Source organism: Shewanella acanthi, assembly GCF_019457475.1.
GTDB classification, from domain to species: Bacteria; Pseudomonadota; Gammaproteobacteria; order Enterobacterales; family Shewanellaceae; genus Shewanella; species Shewanella acanthi.
In genome coordinates, this window is record NZ_CP080413.1 from 874642 (window position 1) to 890151 (window position 15510).

The 15510-nt window shown below is 46.0% G+C and carries 15 protein-coding genes; 13 read left to right on the forward strand and 2 right to left on the reverse strand.

What is annotated here, in order from left to right:
• The first annotated feature begins 61 nt into the window (after positions 1-61).
• From K0H61_RS03855 to K0H61_RS03865, 3 genes are all read left to right on the forward strand, one after another.
• Positions 62-610, forward strand: a complete 549-nt coding sequence (locus K0H61_RS03855) for an FMN-binding protein (RefSeq protein WP_220051447.1) — start codon at positions 62-64, stop codon at positions 608-610.
• Entirely contained in the window at positions 610-1476 is an 867-nt protein-coding gene (locus tag K0H61_RS03860) for an FAD:protein FMN transferase (protein WP_220051448.1), read from the forward strand. Before K0H61_RS03855 ends, K0H61_RS03860 begins: the two co-directional genes overlap by 1 nt.
• Before the next feature lie 111 nt (positions 1477-1587).
• Entirely contained in the window at positions 1588-2058 is a 471-nt protein-coding gene (locus K0H61_RS03865; protein ID WP_220051449.1) for a hypothetical protein, read from the forward strand.
• Between the two features lie 68 nt (positions 2059-2126).
• On the opposite strand, the gene K0H61_RS03870 is transcribed toward K0H61_RS03865, so the two are convergent.
• Together K0H61_RS03870 and K0H61_RS03875 are read right to left on the reverse strand one after the other, a co-directional pair.
• Positions 2127-3758, reverse strand: coding sequence for a methyl-accepting chemotaxis protein (locus K0H61_RS03870; protein ID WP_220051450.1), 1632 nt, complete (start codon positions 3756-3758; stop codon positions 2127-2129).
• A gap of 205 nt (positions 3759-3963) precedes the next feature.
• The gene (locus K0H61_RS03875; protein WP_220051451.1) at positions 3964-5097 is read right to left on the reverse strand and encodes a methyltransferase; all 1134 of its coding nucleotides are present in this window, start codon (positions 5095-5097) and stop codon (positions 3964-3966) included.
• Positions 5098-5207: 110 nt separating this feature from the next.
• On the opposite strand from K0H61_RS03875, the gene K0H61_RS03880 reads away from it, so the two are divergent.
• The 10 genes from K0H61_RS03880 to nqrE all read left to right on the forward strand — a co-directional run bounded on the left by K0H61_RS03880 (position 5208) and on the right by nqrE (position 15508).
• Positions 5208-5906, forward strand: coding sequence for an alpha-ketoglutarate-dependent dioxygenase AlkB family protein (locus K0H61_RS03880; protein WP_220051452.1), 699 nt, complete (start codon positions 5208-5210; stop codon positions 5904-5906).
• Between the two features lie 124 nt (positions 5907-6030).
• Entirely contained in the window at positions 6031-6351 is a 321-nt protein-coding gene (locus K0H61_RS03885; RefSeq protein ID WP_220051453.1) for a BolA family protein, read from the forward strand.
• A 210-nt stretch (positions 6352-6561) separates the two neighbouring features.
• Positions 6562-7677: a TRAP transporter substrate-binding protein gene (locus tag K0H61_RS03890; RefSeq protein ID WP_220051454.1), complete on the forward strand. Its 1116-nt coding sequence runs from the start codon at positions 6562-6564 to the stop codon at positions 7675-7677.
• A gap of 160 nt (positions 7678-7837) precedes the next feature.
• Entirely contained in the window at positions 7838-8347 is a 510-nt protein-coding gene (luxS, locus tag K0H61_RS03895) for an S-ribosylhomocysteine lyase (RefSeq protein ID WP_220051455.1), read from the forward strand.
• Between the two features lie 150 nt (positions 8348-8497).
• On the forward strand, positions 8498-10549 hold the full coding sequence (locus K0H61_RS03900; RefSeq protein WP_220051456.1) for a TonB-dependent receptor domain-containing protein: 2052 nt from the start codon (positions 8498-8500) through the stop codon (positions 10547-10549).
• Between the two features lie 401 nt (positions 10550-10950).
• Positions 10951-12285, forward strand: coding sequence for a Na(+)-translocating NADH-quinone reductase subunit A (locus K0H61_RS03905; protein ID WP_220052452.1), 1335 nt, complete (start codon positions 10951-10953; stop codon positions 12283-12285).
• On the forward strand, positions 12285-13484 hold the full coding sequence (locus K0H61_RS03910) for an NADH:ubiquinone reductase (Na(+)-transporting) subunit B (RefSeq protein WP_220051457.1): 1200 nt from the start codon (positions 12285-12287) through the stop codon (positions 13482-13484). Before K0H61_RS03905 ends, K0H61_RS03910 begins: the two co-directional genes overlap by 1 nt.
• Positions 13477-14262: a Na(+)-translocating NADH-quinone reductase subunit C gene (locus tag K0H61_RS03915; RefSeq protein WP_220051458.1), complete on the forward strand. Its 786-nt coding sequence runs from the start codon at positions 13477-13479 to the stop codon at positions 14260-14262. Before K0H61_RS03910 ends, K0H61_RS03915 begins: the two co-directional genes overlap by 8 nt.
• On the forward strand, positions 14262-14894 hold the full coding sequence (locus tag K0H61_RS03920) for an NADH:ubiquinone reductase (Na(+)-transporting) subunit D (RefSeq protein ID WP_220051459.1): 633 nt from the start codon (positions 14262-14264) through the stop codon (positions 14892-14894). The genes K0H61_RS03915 and K0H61_RS03920 overlap by 1 nt, the downstream gene beginning before the upstream one ends.
• Before the next feature lie 5 nt (positions 14895-14899).
• Positions 14900-15508 carry an NADH:ubiquinone reductase (Na(+)-transporting) subunit E gene (gene nqrE, locus K0H61_RS03925; RefSeq protein WP_220051460.1) on the forward strand — a complete coding sequence of 203 codons (609 nt, stop codon included), beginning with the start codon at positions 14900-14902 and terminating at the stop codon, positions 15506-15508.
• Positions 15509-15510: the final 2 nt, after the last annotated feature.

Here is a 15510-nt window from a genome sequence, read left to right on the forward strand (position 1 = left end):
GAATATTCCGCTGCCTGATGATTCCTTAATAGGTTCATTTAACCCTATTTAGGTCAGTGTTATGGCGCATTCATATTTAAATAGCTTATTTTTTGTTCCCATAGTTGTGGTTGCTGCACCGGCTTTTTCGGCGGATTACTTAACGATTCCCGAGGCGCAGGCGCTGATTTTTGATAAAGCGGCTGTATTTACCGAGCGTCCGACACTGTTAAGTGGTGATGCAAAGGATCAAATAAAAAAATTGTCTGGAGTACGCCAACGTCAAGACAATCAGCCCATTTGGAAGGTTGAAAAGGATGGGCAATTCCTCGGCTGGTTTTTTGTTGACGATGTGGTCGGTAAGCACGAATACATTACCTATGCCGTTGGCGTTAGTCCCCAAGGTGAAGTGCTGGGGCTTGAGGTATTGAGCTACCGTGAGACCCACGGTGGTGAAGTCCGCGAAGTCAGTTGGCGCTCACAGTTCCACGGTAAAACGCTTAAGGATCCCTTTAAGCTCGATGAGGACGTGAGCAATATCAGTGGCGCGACGCTTAGCTGCCGTAATCTGTTAGATGGGGTTAAGCGTTTACTGGTGATCCATCAGTTGTTTTTGACTCAGAGTGCATAATGGCGCTGCGTCGAGCCAAGCCTTTACTGGGTACCCTCGTTGAAATTGCTGCCACATCACCCTTTTCAGGGGCTAGTGGACAGGCGCTAGATGAGAGCACCCAGCAAGCCAAACTGCAAGTCGCGATCAGCGCGGCTTTTTCCCGCGTAGCGGATATCAGCCGCTTATTGAGTTTTCATAAACAGGAAAGCGAGTTAAATCAGCTCAACGCAAATCCTGGTATTTGGTGTCATCTAAGCTCTGACAGTTTAAGGGTATTAAGACTTGCCAAATACCTAGGCCGAGCAAGTGATAATCTATTTAATTGTACCGTTGGCGGGGAGTTAATTGCTAGGGGGGCTTTACCCTCGCCTTTGGGCATGCCGTTACTTTCGCAAGGCCATTGGCAGGATATTGAAATAGAAGCAAATCGTGCCCGAATTCTTAGACCCATTATGTTGACCTTAGATGGTATAGCCAAGGGATATGCGGTGGATTTGGCGGTGAGTGTGCTGCGCCGACACGGCATTACCGGCGGCTGGGTGAATGCGGGGGGGGATTTAAAAGTCTTCGGAACTGCCACTCTTAATGTCATTTGTCGCGATACTAATGGTTTAAGCAAAAGCATCAAAATCAGTAATAGTGCGCTAGCAAGCTCCCGGGTTTCTTCATCCCTTAGTCAAGACTTCCCTGCTTTGTTGTTACCGACGGGCGAAGTCGATATTTCTGCCAATAGTGACAATGAGCGAATTGTCACTATTCAGGCTCCTTTTGCATGGCGAGCCGATGCCTTAACTAAAGTTGCCGGTTATCTAAGCCCTGAAAATGCAAAGGTAAAAATCAGCCAGCTCGGTGGTGAGCTTGTCAGTTTCGGTGCTAGTAGGTAACGTTAGGTACAAAGTGATAGGAGATTAACGCTAAACACTGCCATTAAGGCTTCGAGTTTTAGCCATTGGCTAAATTGCCTCTCAACTCCCTAAATAACAAAAAGAATTAACATGAAGCGATTAAGTGGTTACCCCAATTGGTTTTTCTGGATGATTATCCTCTGTGTTGTTGTTACGACCTTGACGGGACTTTTTATGTTTCCTTGGGTCATGGAATTTAAACTGCAGTGGGATATCGATTTGGGGTTAAGTGGTGATTTACGTCTACCCGCAGTCGTGATGCACGTATTACTCGGCTGGTTGATGTTAATGCTACTTGGCGCGCTCTGGCACAGTCATATACGTGCCGGCTGGCGTAAAAAAATCAATTATGTAAGCGGGTTAGTCACATCATTAAGTTTGTTGCTGTTAGCCTTTTCCGGTATCGGCTTGTATTATTTAAGCTCAGAAACGGCGCAATTATTGGTAAGCCTGTTACATACCTTTTTGGGATTACTGCTTTTCAGCGGTTTTATTTGGCATTACATCGGTGGACGCAATATTCAAAAGCAAAATTTAAAGCGTCAGCGGATCCTTGATTAATTACATCGAAAAAGGGGCTTATTCATGACATAAGCCCCTTTTTATCACTCCAAGATCGCAAGTTTTGGTTAAGCAACCTTAAAGCGGGAGACCTCTTTTTGCAGATTGCTGCAAATGGCTTTCGTGCTGACCACAATTTGCTGCGTCTCTTGAATAACCGAATTACAGAAGCGGGTTTTATCCGACAGCTCGGTGAGATTACGGTTAATCTCCTCGGTTACATGGGTTTGCTCTTCTGTTGCAGTGGCCGTTTGGGTCGACATCTCACTGACCTTAGAGGTGGAATTTAGGATTTCATCGAGTGCTTCCTGGGTTTGGCTGGCAAGGCTAACCGTAGAGTTAGTCAGGCTTGCACCCGACTCAATCGTTTTGACCGCATCATTGACCCCGCGCTGTAGCTCTTCAATCATCCGTTGAATATCTTGGGTCGAAGTTTCGGTGCGACTCGCCAGCGTTCTTACTTCATCGGCTACCACAGCAAATCCGCGACCTTGCTCCCCAGCACGGGCGGCCTCAATCGCGGCATTAAGGGCTAACAGGTTTGTTTGCTCGGCAATTGAGCGAATGACATCGAGTACCGAGGCGATATTGGCCGAGTTGTGGGACAGTTTTTCAATGACGTTCACTGCCTCTTTAACCGAAGTGGATAACTGCTGACTGTGGGAAACTGACCTTGTTAAAATGCTTTTTCCTTCAATAGTTTGGTCGTTAACCTTAGTGATCTCCGTTGCTGTATGTAACGCATTAGTGGCCACCTCGCGAACTGCTGCACTCATCTGATTAACTGCCGTCACAATGGTATCGACAAATTGTTCCTGCTCGTGGCTAATCCCCATAGTGGTCGTTGATTTATGGGCAAGACTTTCAACCGATCGATTAACATCGGCGGTTTGGCCAATGATCGAAATTACCATTTGCTGTAACTGAGCAACAAACTGGTTAAAAGCACCGGCGAGCTCACCTAACTCATCTTGGCGGTTGATGGGGATTCGTTGGGTTAAATTGCCATCTCCTTCAACAATATCATTGATTCTATTTGTGATATCTTGGATAGCACTGACAACAATTTTAGGGCCAAAGTAGGCGATTACTAATGCAACAATCGCTAATAGGGCGGCAATAGCGATAGAGAGCTGAGTCTGTGCCGTCGCCTGTTCAGTGGTGAGGGTGTCGAGCTCCTTCACCCTGTTATCCGCCGCTTCGCCTGCACTATTATAAATGTTTCTGAGTGCCTTGAATTCCGCTTGCGCCTTAGTCTCGTGAATGAGTTTTGCCGTCATATAGTCCTTATTTTTAACGGCGTTAATCACTTCAGATGAAGCTTGATACCAAAGAGAAAATTGCGCATCGAAACCACTAATGGATTGCAGTACTTGGGGATGAGCCTGCAAGTATTGCTTAAACTCACCCATACGATCACGGGCCTGATCGACGTTTTCCTGCCAGTTATCTATCTCCTTTTGTTTGTTTTCAGCACTGAGCTCTTCCCTGAGTAGAACCTCTTCACTGAGTTGCGCCTGATAGAGATCGCGGTCCGCATTGAGGATAGCTGAAATGGCAGGATTAAACTGATGACTGAATTCTTGCATCTGTTTAAGGGTTGTGCGGCTCTGCATAGCATCGGTAATTGCCATGATAATGAGCGCGCTTGCCATCACGATGAACATGAGGGAAAACTTAACTCGAATGCTATTAAACATGGGTAAACTCCATAAATAACAAGCCATATAGCTTATCCATAAGCGTAGTTGCTTTTAGGCGATTAATATTCTAATTCGAGAAAATGTTTATGATTGATAAAGGTGAAAAAATTTCAGCAGAAATGGCGGGAATGCTGAAGCGCTCCCCTTGAAAGCAAAGGGGAGTTTTCGGACGGCTAGCGTTGGAGATGTATTGGAAATGTTGTTACTTTTGTGCTTGTAAAACAACGAATTTACCGTTGGAGGCAACTGTGGTGCAGTTTTTAAATAATCGCTGTAATTTCACATGGTAGGCAAGGTGACGATTGCCGACGATGTGTAAAATACCGCCTTTTTTTAAACGGCGGCGGGCATCTAAAAACATTTGCCAGGCGATATGATCGGTTATGGCTTCACCTTGGTGAAAAGGAGGATTGCAGAGTACTAAATCCGGCTCCACATCGTCGGGCAAATGGGTCATACAGTCATCCCAATGAAAGTGTCCTTTGTCACTCGCTAGCCCATTGCGCAGCCAGTTTGCCTTAGCGGAGGCAACGGCCATTTCCGAATCATCGATAAAGTGTATGTTAGCGTTAGGGTATAACTGTGCCATCCTAAGCCCTAACACCCCGTTGCCGCAGCCAAGATCGACAATAGTGTTAAAATCGCCCTTTGGCAGGTTGTCGAGCATAATGCGGGCACCGATATCGAGTTTATTAGCGGCGAACACATTGCTTAAATTGCTGATTTGTAATTGATACTCTGGGATTGGCCAGCTGACTTCCTTTGGTAATTCCCTTGATTTACCGTCGCTGATGCAGTTGATTACTCGCGTTTTTTTCCACGCAAGACTTGCCGTTGCAGGGCCTAAATGTTTGGCAAACAAATCGAGCAACGCACTATTGATGGATTTAGCTTTAGCACCAATTAAAATGCGCGTGCCTGCAGGCAATACATGGGATAAACGCATCAACTGGTGGGCAAAGTAGGTGAGGTTTTTAGGTAACTTCATCAATACTAAGCCTAAGTCCTTTGGTAAGTTATCGCGACTGGTGAACCAATTTAGGTTGTCAGTGGGTAAATGATTATGCTCATGGTTTTGTATCGAACCCAAATAGCTGGTGCGGGCATCGGTTTCGATAAAGAGGGGCCAGTTAGGGTTAAGTTTTGAGAGCGCGCAGCTTAACGCGCCAAAACTGTCGTTGATAATGGCGGTAGGCACAGCATCTTGCCCGATTTCAAGCAGTGTTTTAATCAAGTGCTCATCGGCGGCATCCCATGCTTGCAAGTTGGATTCCTGTGCCTTGGGATAGCGGAATAATTCGAGTTCTACATCCGCCACTGAAAATTGAGTTGTCATGTGTCACACTACGCCAAAAGAGAACCAGAAAAATAGGCTGGGGATTATCGCAGATTTCAGCTTCTAGTGCGACGCTTTGGCGTGCGTCTCCATAGGTGAAAGGGTAATTGATGGAACAAGGGCAGCTCGGATTTGGATTTGATAATACTAACGATGGTCAATCTCAAAGCCATGAGACGACATCAAAGGCGGAGATTTTATTTCCTTGGGAAGGTGATGAGAAAGATGCTTCAGTCCCCAAACCGCCAATAACATTAGTGCGCAATTACCTCAATTTAGCGCAGCAACAAGCACTCATCGATGAAGCCAAGCTCTATGCTTTTACCCGTCCCGAAATTAAAGTGTTTGGCAAGTTTCACCCCATTCCACGTCAACAGGTGTGGTTTGGGGATGCGGGGTGTGATTATCTCTATTCGGGTCTATTTATCAAAGCGCTGCCTTGGCCGAAATATTTGCAGAAATTACGTAGTAAACTGGCACGGGACTTCGAATTGCTGAGTAATGGCGTGTTGGTTAATCGCTATGCCGATGGTCAGGATTGCATGGGAGCCCACAGTGACGATGAACCTGAAATCGCCCCTAATACGGACATCGCCTCACTCAGTCTTGGCAGTTCGAGGGATTTTGTGATTAAACATAAACACAGTGACACTAAATACAGTATTTGCCTCAATAGTAGTGATTTGTTGATTATGCATTGGCCGATGCAAAGGGATTGGCTACACAGTGTGCCTAAGCGATTGAAAGTGAAACAACCGCGATTAAATTACACTTTTAGGCAATTGATTGTGAATTTTCATGCAGGCTAATTATCGTCGCTAGGTTCTAATCGCCTTGTGTGACAGTTGAGCACAAATTGCGCCGGTAAGTTTGATCTTTTTTAGTTGAAGCATTACTCTGCGCCCACTGGATTTCCCATTGCGAGAGTCGAAAATGTCTGATACCCCTGCAAGTGGCACTATCGCCGCGACCATCACACAAAAATTAACGGACAGCTTTTCACCCACCCATTTAGAAGTGCTTAACGAAAGCCATCGTCACCATGTTCCGCCCAATTCCGAAACGCATTTTAAGGTGGTCGTTAGTAGTGACGAATTCGAAGGATTACGTCTTTTGGCGCGTCATCGCTTGGTAAATACTTGCCTTGCCCACGAGTTAGCCAACGGCGTACATGCACTGTCAATCCACACCTTTACGCCTACAGAATGGGACGCGAACGTAGAAGTGCCCAAAACACCAAATTGTCGCGGTTAGGACACTAAAACTCGCTTCTAAAGCCACGTTATAAACGTGGCTTTTTTGTTTTAGGTCAATTGGCTAGCATTCTTCGGTTTCCCTGTTGAACTTTCTATGTTAACAATATGTTCTCATTTTCGTTGGCTGTGGCTGCCATGTATCGTTGGCTAATTCAGTAGCGACCTTATTTGCCGACGATTTCATTTTCAGGTTCGAGGAGAATATTTAATGCGTCAGCTCTGGGGCTTTATTTTGACCATTTGCCTGATTGGGCTAAGTGGCTGCACGCCCCCTTCTGACTCTAATGACGTTACTTCAACTCAACCTACTGAAAGTATCAAGGAAAAAACCGATGTTATTGAGTGGCGCTTAGCCACCTCTTGGCCTAAGAACTTCCCAGGGCTTGGGATGGCACCTGTACGTTTCGCCAATCTGGTTAATCAGATGTCCGATGGTCGGCTTCACATCAGCGTTTATGGGGCGGGTGAGTTAATGCCAGCTTTTGCCGTGTTTGATGGGGTGAGTCAAGGTAAAATCCAAATGGCCCACAGCGCCTCCTATTATTGGAAAGGTAAGGCGCCTGCGGCGCAGTTTTTCTCTTCCATTCCCTTTGGCATGACAGCTCAAGAAATGAATGGCTGGCTGCACCATGGCGGCGGAATGGCGCTCTGGGAAGAAGTCTATCGCCCTTTTGGCATAATTCCGCTCGCGGGTGGCAATACAGGTATGCAAATGGGGGGCTGGTTCAATAAACCCATCAATTCTGTTGCAGATTTTAAGGGCTTAAAAATTCGTATGCCAGGTCTGGGCGGTGAAGTTTTAAAACGCTTAGGTGCCGTGCCGGTGAATATGGCGGGGCGAGAAGTGTATGGCGCTTTAGATACAGGGTCTATTGATGCGGCTGAGTGGGTAGGGCCTGTGAATGACTTAGCCTTGGGTTTAGATAAAGTTGCTAAGTATTACTATTATCCTGGCTGGCATGAGCCTGGCTCGAACATGGAGTTTTTAATTAATAAGGCGGCCTTTGAGAATTTGCCTGCAGATTTACAAGCCATAGTCAAAACAGCGGCTCGGGCAATAAGTCAGGATATGCTCGACGATTACACCACTTATAATGTCACCGCTCTCGACACCTTAGTAAATAGTCATGGTGTCGTATTAAAAGCCTTTCCAAATGAGGTGATGGATGAGCTGGCAAGAGTTTCAAAGCTGGTGCTTGAGGAACAAGCCAGTCAAGATGCCTTGATGGGGAAGGTGTACCGAGCTTATCAAACCTATGAGGCTGGCGTGCGAGACTATCATAGAATTTCCGAGGACGCCTACAGCCAGCAACGTCAGCGTTAATCGTATTTTCGCAATGTTTGTTTATCTTTTGCTTAGCTTGCTGAGATGATTTCATCTTGCATGAACTTATTATCGAGTCACTTCATTTGATGTTATGCTTGCGCCATAAACTGATTAGAACAGTGACACCCTTTAGGCCACTGCAATTTTGGAGCTCCCTATGCCATTACTCGATAGCTTTACCGTTGACCATACTCGGATGAATGCACCTGCTGTGCGTGTTGCGAAACACATGAGCACTCCTAAGGGCGATGCGATTACCGTATTCGATCTGCGTTTCTGTGCCCCGAATAAAGATATCCTCAGTGAACGTGGTATCCACACATTGGAGCATTTGTTTGCAGGTTTTATGCGTGACCATTTAAATGGTAGCGATGTTGAAATCATTGATATTTCACCTATGGGATGCCGTACTGGTTTTTATATGAGCCTGATTGGTCAACCTACTGAGCGTCAAGTCGCTGATGCTTGGTTAGCGTCGATGGAAGACGTGCTGAAAGTGGTTGAGCAGTCTGAAATCCCTGAGCTGAACGAGTACCAATGTGGCACTTACGAGATGCACTCACTTGAGCAAGCCCAAGATATCGCACGCAATATTATCGCAGCAGGAGTGAGTGTTAACCGTAATGATGACTTAAAACTTAGCGATGAGATTTTAGGCAATCTATAATCTAAGAAGCGCTTGCGCAGTAACGCACAAACGTAACTTAGTTTGACGGCGTCAAAAAAGCGACACTTGTCGCTTTTTTTTTTGAGGAAATTCAGTTATTTTACAAACCTACAACAAGAATGCCGTACGTTAATAATTGGGGAGCTAAGTATGTCGCATCGCTACTTTGCCGTCTCGCTAACCGCAATAGCGGTGTCTTTTGCCTGCGTCAAACCACTTCAAGCTAGTCCATTTTATTCGCAATCGATCGATCTTCAGCAAGCCAACAGCAGTTATCACACCCTTGATGATGCGATAATGCTGAGTCAATTATCCGCCGTTTCTGTTTTACCTGCCGACCGCAGTGGTAATAGCGCCAAGATCAGTATGCGCAGTGCGAGTGAAGGCATCGCAGTGATACAGGACAGGGTTTATTTTTCGCCAGCCCCCTATTCTGCGCCGCAGCTTCATCTGTTACCCCATTTAATGCAGCAACAAAGCGTCGGTAGTTCGCCATTGGGTGAGCTCAGCCTAGGCGGTCAAGGTGCCTTTGGATTAATTGATTACCAAAGTCTGGCACTCACTAATCAGCTCAAGGATGGGCATTTTCAGATTGAAGGTTCAACTGAGAATGATTGGAATGGTGGCTTAAGCTGGGGTATTAAGCGTAAAGAATACAGTATGTTACTGGCAGCAAATTATGCTAAGTCCCAAGGTGATGTTGCTTTTCTTAATAGTAGCGAGGCCGAAAGTGAGTCTGCAGATATCCTCTTTAAAATCCATGCCTCAAGTCTGAGGGGAGCGCGTAGTCCTCAGCAAACCGAATTTACTTATCAATATATGGATGATGATAGGTATCAGTCGCGACTCGGTTTAACTGCCGTCGATTGGCAGATGGATCCGATGATGCTGTATTCTGCGACGGCAAAAGATAAATCCACGGGGCGTCATCATAAGTATCAGTTGGCACATGAAGTGAGTATGGGCGCCAATAAAGTGCTGACGGATTTTTACTATCAGTCCTATGCCCAAAAACTCAATCAATTAGCTCTGTATGACGGGCTAAATATTGATTCTCAAGTGCTTGAGAGTATCGCACAATTTGATTTGCAGCCAGAGGATGCTGGCGTTGATTTAACCTTTCTTGCCCAAGATAATGATTACAGTGCCTTTGGCGTACAAAGCAAGGCAATTAATCAATATGGCGAGCATCAAATTATCTACAGTGCCCGTTACCATACAGATAAAGCCGAGATGAGATTCGGTGAGCAGCAAGCCCTATGGCAGGTCGACCGCAGTATTTTAGCTGCCGACCCTAGCAATCTTATTGCCTACACCGATGATGTTAGCGCGTTAACTTCGGCCATTGACGCCCTGTTTAAATGGCAACGCTTGCAGCTGACCTTAGCACTGGCCTACGAACACGTTGGCTTAGATAGGAATGTTAAATCGAGCGTAATTGATCTCGATAAGGTCGATTTTTCTGATAGCGATTGGATGCCGCAAATCGGTCTTTGGTATGTTGGGGATGACTGGCGTTTTGGCAGTGATATTCGCCGAGCTTGGACTGCGGCAAGTGCCGGAAATCCTGAGGAGGACGCACAGGTTTCGCTAAATTACCAAGTGAGTGCCCAGTTCGCAAAAGCAGGTTTTGATCTTGACGTAAAAGCGTATCTCCTCGATTTTGATAATCTTCATGTGGATTGTAATGCTTACTCAATGTGTGCAGATACCCGCTTGCTCATTCAGGAGAATATTCCCGATGTACAGAGCTACGGCGCCGAATTAGTGCTGGGGTATCGCTGGGAAATGGGGGCGGTCACATTACCACTGTCACTTAACTATCAATATCTGCGCGCTGAATACCAAAGAACTACCTGCACGGCTATCCAAGGATGTGTGGCTTCGGGTGAAAGATTGTCTTGGTTACCCGAGCAGCAGTTACGATTAAGCGCAGGAGTGAAATATTCTCAATATGAACTCAATCTGAATGCGCTGTATCAATCTCAGCGGGAATTTGAAGAGTTTGGTAGCGAGATGCAATCCTTCGATGGCCAGTGGAGAGTTGATTTAGCGGCCAATTACCATTATGACAAACAAAATGAATTTTATTTTAGGGTTGAAAACCTGCTAGATGAGGCCTTAGTGACCACAGCATCAAATACTGGCATTCGAGGTCAAAAAGGCAGAATCAGCTATCTTGGATACCAATGGCATTACTGACAAAATTAAACGCTATATAAAGCACTCTGTGATAAAATCCAAATCCGTTCACCCCTCTCCATTAAATGAGGGGTGAACTTTTTTATAAATTAATTCTTTATAAATTAAAGTTATAGTATTAGCCGACCGTGATATTCCTACTTTCCTGCCCATCACAAGCTCGAAAGATGTACGCCGTAGTGCATGATTCTTTTAAACGCTAATTTGAGGTTTGAAATCACCTATAATTTTCGTGGCGATGCCATGGCAATTGGGGTAAAATGCGCGCGACCAGCGTGATTGCGATCGCATTTCTGTGATAAACCTGCGCTAGCTCAATGCAGTAGGTTTTGCTTAAAAACCTCAGTATTAAGCAGGAACGCGGCGCATTGTCTTTCCTTCAAAACGTAGTGCTTGTGGATATGATTACAATTAAGAAAGGATTGGAACTGCCTATAGCAGGCGGACCAGAGCAAGTTATCCATAATGGCTCAGCCATTAAACATGTAGCTACTTTGGGTGAAGAGTATATTGGCTTACGTCCAACGATGAAGATCAAAGTGGGCGACAAAGTTCAAAAAGGTCAGGTGATTTTCGAAGATAAGAAAAATCCTGGCGTGAAATATACGGCTTTAGCCAGTGGTACTATTTTAGAGATCAACCGGGGCGCCCAGCGCGTGCTGCAGTCTGTTGTTATTCAAGTAGAAGGTAACGAAAGTGTTTCCTTTGCTAAGTTTGACGTGCCTGCACTCGATACGCTTGATGCGCAAGTAGTCCGTGACAACCTGATTGAATCAGGTCTGTGGACCGCATTGCGTACTCGTCCTTTTAGTAAAGTGCCAGCAGTAGATTCTTCTGCCGCGGGTATTTTTGTAACTGCGATTGATACGCAACCTCATGCCGCTGATCCTGTTGTAGTGATCCGTGAGCATAAAGAAGATTTTGCTAACGGTCTTAAGGTCTTAGCAAGACTTACCGAAGGTAAAGTTTACCTTTGTAAAGCTCCAGGCGCTGATATTCCAGCCGCAAACGCCCAAGTTGAAGAATTTGCCGGTGTTCACCCTGCGGGTCTTGTTGGTACTCATATCCATTTTGTCCTTCCAGCTTCTGCAAAACGTACCGTTTGGCACGTAGGTTACCAAGACGTAATAGCAATTGGTCAGCTATTTACTACCGGTGAACTGAACGTTGAACGTGTCGTTGCGATTGCTGGTCCTAAAGCGGCTAAGCCACGTCTGGTTCGTACCGTTCTCGGTGCAAGCATGACTGAATTAACTGCAGGTGAAACCCAACCTGGTAATGTACGTGTAATTTCAGGCTCTGTTCTGAACGGCCGTACTGCAGCGGGTCCTCAAGGATATTTAGGTCGCTACCATGCACAGGTGAGTCTGTTAGAAGAAGGCACTGAAAAAGAACTCTTTGGTTGGGTATTACCTGGCTCAAACAAATTCTCTATCACCCGTGCATTCCTCGGCCACTTAAGCCCATCTCGTCTATTCAGTATGACAACGAGTACCGGTGGTTCTGACCGCGCGATGGTGCCAATTGGCAACTACGAGCGTGTGATGCCTCTGGATATTCTTCCTACTATGTTGCTGCGTGACCTGATCTCTGGCGACTATGACGGTGCAGCTACTCTTGGTGCGCTTGAGTTAGATGAAGAAGATCTCGCACTGTGTACGTTCGTATGTCCAGGCAAATATGACTACGGTTCATATCTGCGTGACTGTTTAGATACGATCGAGAGGGAAGGCTAATGAGCTTGAAAGATTTTTTCGAACGTATTGAACCCGACTTTGAGAAAGGCGGTAAATACGAGAAATTTTATGCCCTGTTTGAAGCGGCATACACCATTTTTTATACGCCAGGCAAAGTGAACAAAGGTAAAACCCATGTTCGCGACAATATCGACCTGAAGCGTATGATGATCACTGTTTGGGCCTGTGCGTTCCCTGCGATGTTCGTGGGTATGTACAACGTCGGTCTGCAAGCCCAAGTCGCGTTAGCTGCGGGTTTTGCAACGCCTGACGTATGGCAAGTAAGCCTATTTGGTCTGTTTGGAACTGAGCTGAGCGCAAGCTCTGGCTGGCCAACACTGATGTGGTACGGCGCCTGTTTCTTCCTACCTATTTACGCGGTAACGTTTGCTATCGGTGGTATTTGGGAAGTGCTGTTCGCGGCTGTACGTGGTCACGAAGTCAACGAAGGTTTCTTCGTTACCTCTATCCTGTTCGCTCTGACGCTACCTGCAACTATTCCATTATGGATGGTGGCCTTAGGTATCACCTTCGGTGTGGTAGTGGCTAAAGAAGTGTTTGGTGGTACGGGTCGTAACTTCTTAAACCCTGCATTAGCGGGTCGTGCGTTCCTGTTCTTCGCTTACCCACTGAACATGTCTGGTGACACTTCTTGGGTGGTAGCTGACGGTTACTCAGGCGCAACTGCACTAAGCCAAGCGGCGGCTGGTACCTTAGACTATGCATTTAACCAAAACTGGTGGGATGCGTTCTTCGGATTCATCCCTGGTTCTGTTGGTGAAGTTTCTACCTTAGCAATTCTGTTAGGTGGCTTGGTCATCATCTACACCCGTATCGCTTCATGGCGCATAGTAGGTGGTGTGATGGTGGGTATGTTTGCCATCTCAACTCTGCTAAACGTTATCGGTAGCGACACCAACCCAATGTTTGCAATGCCTTGGTACTGGCACTTAGTGTTAGGTGGCTTTGCATTTGGCATGATGTTTATGGCGACTGACCCTGTGTCTGCGTCATTCACAAACCAAGCTAAATGGGCCTACGGTATCTTGATTGGTGCAATGGCTGTGTTTATCCGTGTGATCAACCCTGCATTCCCAGAAGGCATGATGTTAGCAATTCTGTTTGCTAACCTGTTCGCGCCATTGTTCGACCACTTCGTGGTTCAGGCAAATATCAAGCGGAGGATTGCTCGTGGCTAGCAATAAGGATTCGTTCGGAAGAACGTTATTTATCGTCGTCGGCCTGTGTCTGATCTGTGCGATATTTGTATCTACTGCAGCGGTGTTACTGCGCCCAACTCAAGCGGAAAACAAACTGCTTGATAAGCAAAAGTACATCCTTGAAGCAGCGGGTTTAATCGATACTAAAGCCGGTAAAGTTTCTAAAACGCAAATCTTAGAAACCTATGGCAAGCACATCGAAGCCAAACTGGTTAACTTAAAGTCTGGTGATTGGGTTGAAGGTGACGCAAATACTTTCGATCAACGCAAAGCGTCTCGCGATCTAAAGGCTTCATTTGTACCTGAAAACGATATCGCTTCAGTTAAGCGTGTTGCTGAAGATGCTGTGGTTTACCTCGTTCGTGACGACCAAGGTAAATTAACGAGCGTGATTCTGCCAGTTCACGGTTATGGCCTGTGGTCAACCATGTACGCTTTCCTCGCGTTAGATGCTGACTTAAACACCATCCAGAGCTTAGTTTACTACGAGCAAGGTGAAACCCCTGGCTTAGGTGGCGAAGTACAAAACCCGCAGTGGAAAGCCAAGTGGCAAGGTAAGAAGTTATTCGATGAGCAAGGTAACATTGCTATTAGCGTAACTAAAAACCCTGCAGTGGCGAGCACTGAATTCGGTGTTGATGCACTGTCAGGTGCGACGCTGACCAGTAACGGTGTTCAACACTCTCTGACATTCTGGTTAGGTAAAGAAGGTTTTGCGAGTTTCATTGAAAAAGCACGCAATGGAGGTCTCAGCTAATGTCTGACTCTAAAGGACTGAAACAGGTTCTGACTGGACCTATCATCAACAACAACCCAATTGCCCTGCAAATCCTTGGTGTTTGTAGTGCGCTGGCGGTAACGAGCAAGCTCGAAACTGCACTGGTAATGACGTTGGCGTTAACTGCGGTAACAGCGTTTTCTAACCTGTTTATCTCAATGATCCGTAACCACATTCCTAGCAGTGTGCGTATTATCGTGCAGATGACCATTATTGCTTCTTTGGTAATCGTGGTTGACCAATTCCTGCAGGCTTATGCTTATCAGATCTCTAAGCAGCTATCGGTTTTCGTTGGCCTTATCATTACGAACTGTATCGTAATGGGTCGCGCTGAAGCCTATGCGATGAAAACACCACCAATGATGAGCTTCATGGATGGTATCGGTAACGGTTTAGGTTACGGTGCAATTCTGCTATCTGTTGGTTTTGTTCGTGAACTGTTTGGTAACGGCTCACTGTTCGGTGTTGAGATTCTGCACAAGATCTCTGACGGTGGTTGGTATCAACCAAACGGTCTGCTATTACTGCCGCCAAGTGCGTTCTTCCTGATTGGTATCCTGATCTGGATTATTCGTACCTATAAGCCAGAGCAAGTTGAAGCAAAAGGGTAAGTGCGATGGAACATTATATTAGCCTGTTAATTCGCTCTGTTTTCATTGAAAACATGGCACTGGCCTTCTTCCTTGGTATGTGTACTTTCTTAGCTGTGTCGAAGAAAGTGACCACGGCAATGGGCCTCGGGGTTGCAGTAATTGTCGTGTTGACTATCTCTGTTCCTGCTAACCAAGTTATTTACCAAGGGCTGTTAGCGCCTGGTGCGCTGGCTTGGGCTGGTGCGGCTGAAGCTGATTTAAGCTTCTTAAAATTCATTACCTTTATCGGTGTGATTGCAGCTTTAGTTCAAATTCTGGAAATGGCACTGGATAAGTACTTTCCGCCTTTGTACAACGCGTTAGGTATCTTCTTACCTCTGATCACTGTGAACTGTGCGATTTTCGGTGCAGTGTCATTCATGGTTGAGCGTGACTATAAGCTGGGCGAAAGTGTGGTATTCGGTTTTGGCTCTGGTTTGGGCTGGGCATTAGCTATCGTATTGATGGCCGGTATCCGTGAGAAGCTGAAGTATGCCGACGTGCCTAATGGTCTGCGTGGTTTAGGTATTACCTTTATCAGCGCTGGTTTAATGGCCTTAGGTTTCATGTCGTTTTCTGGTGTGTCTCTGTAAGA

What these genes read in the sequence shown, in the direction of transcription:
- K0H61_RS03890 (WP_220051454.1), top strand. Translation starts at nt 6,562, where the DNA reads ATGCGTCAGCTCTGGGGCTTTATTTTGACCATTTGCCTGATTGGGCTA.
- K0H61_RS03910 (WP_220051457.1), top strand. Translation starts at nt 12,285, where the DNA reads ATGAGCTTGAAAGATTTTTTCGAACGTATTGAACCCGACTTTGAGAAA.
- nqrE (WP_220051460.1), top strand. Translation starts at nt 14,900, where the DNA reads ATGGAACATTATATTAGCCTGTTAATTCGCTCTGTTTTCATTGAAAAC.
- K0H61_RS03905 (WP_220052452.1), top strand. Translation starts at nt 10,951, where the DNA reads ATGATTACAATTAAGAAAGGATTGGAACTGCCTATAGCAGGCGGACCA.
- luxS (WP_220051455.1), top strand. Translation starts at nt 7,838, where the DNA reads ATGCCATTACTCGATAGCTTTACCGTTGACCATACTCGGATGAATGCA.
- K0H61_RS03880 (WP_220051452.1), top strand. Translation starts at nt 5,208, where the DNA reads ATGGAACAAGGGCAGCTCGGATTTGGATTTGATAATACTAACGATGGT.
- K0H61_RS03855 (WP_220051447.1), top strand. Translation starts at nt 62, where the DNA reads ATGGCGCATTCATATTTAAATAGCTTATTTTTTGTTCCCATAGTTGTG.
- K0H61_RS03860 (WP_220051448.1), top strand. Translation starts at nt 610, where the DNA reads ATGGCGCTGCGTCGAGCCAAGCCTTTACTGGGTACCCTCGTTGAAATT.
- K0H61_RS03920 (WP_220051459.1), top strand. Translation starts at nt 14,262, where the DNA reads ATGTCTGACTCTAAAGGACTGAAACAGGTTCTGACTGGACCTATCATC.
- K0H61_RS03900 (WP_220051456.1), top strand. Translation starts at nt 8,498, where the DNA reads ATGTCGCATCGCTACTTTGCCGTCTCGCTAACCGCAATAGCGGTGTCT.
- K0H61_RS03885 (WP_220051453.1), top strand. Translation starts at nt 6,031, where the DNA reads ATGTCTGATACCCCTGCAAGTGGCACTATCGCCGCGACCATCACACAA.
- K0H61_RS03870 (WP_220051450.1), bottom strand. Translation starts at nt 3,758, where the DNA reads ATGTTTAATAGCATTCGAGTTAAGTTTTCCCTCATGTTCATCGTGATG.
- K0H61_RS03865 (WP_220051449.1), top strand. Translation starts at nt 1,588, where the DNA reads ATGAAGCGATTAAGTGGTTACCCCAATTGGTTTTTCTGGATGATTATC.
- K0H61_RS03875 (WP_220051451.1), bottom strand. Translation starts at nt 5,097, where the DNA reads ATGACAACTCAATTTTCAGTGGCGGATGTAGAACTCGAATTATTCCGC.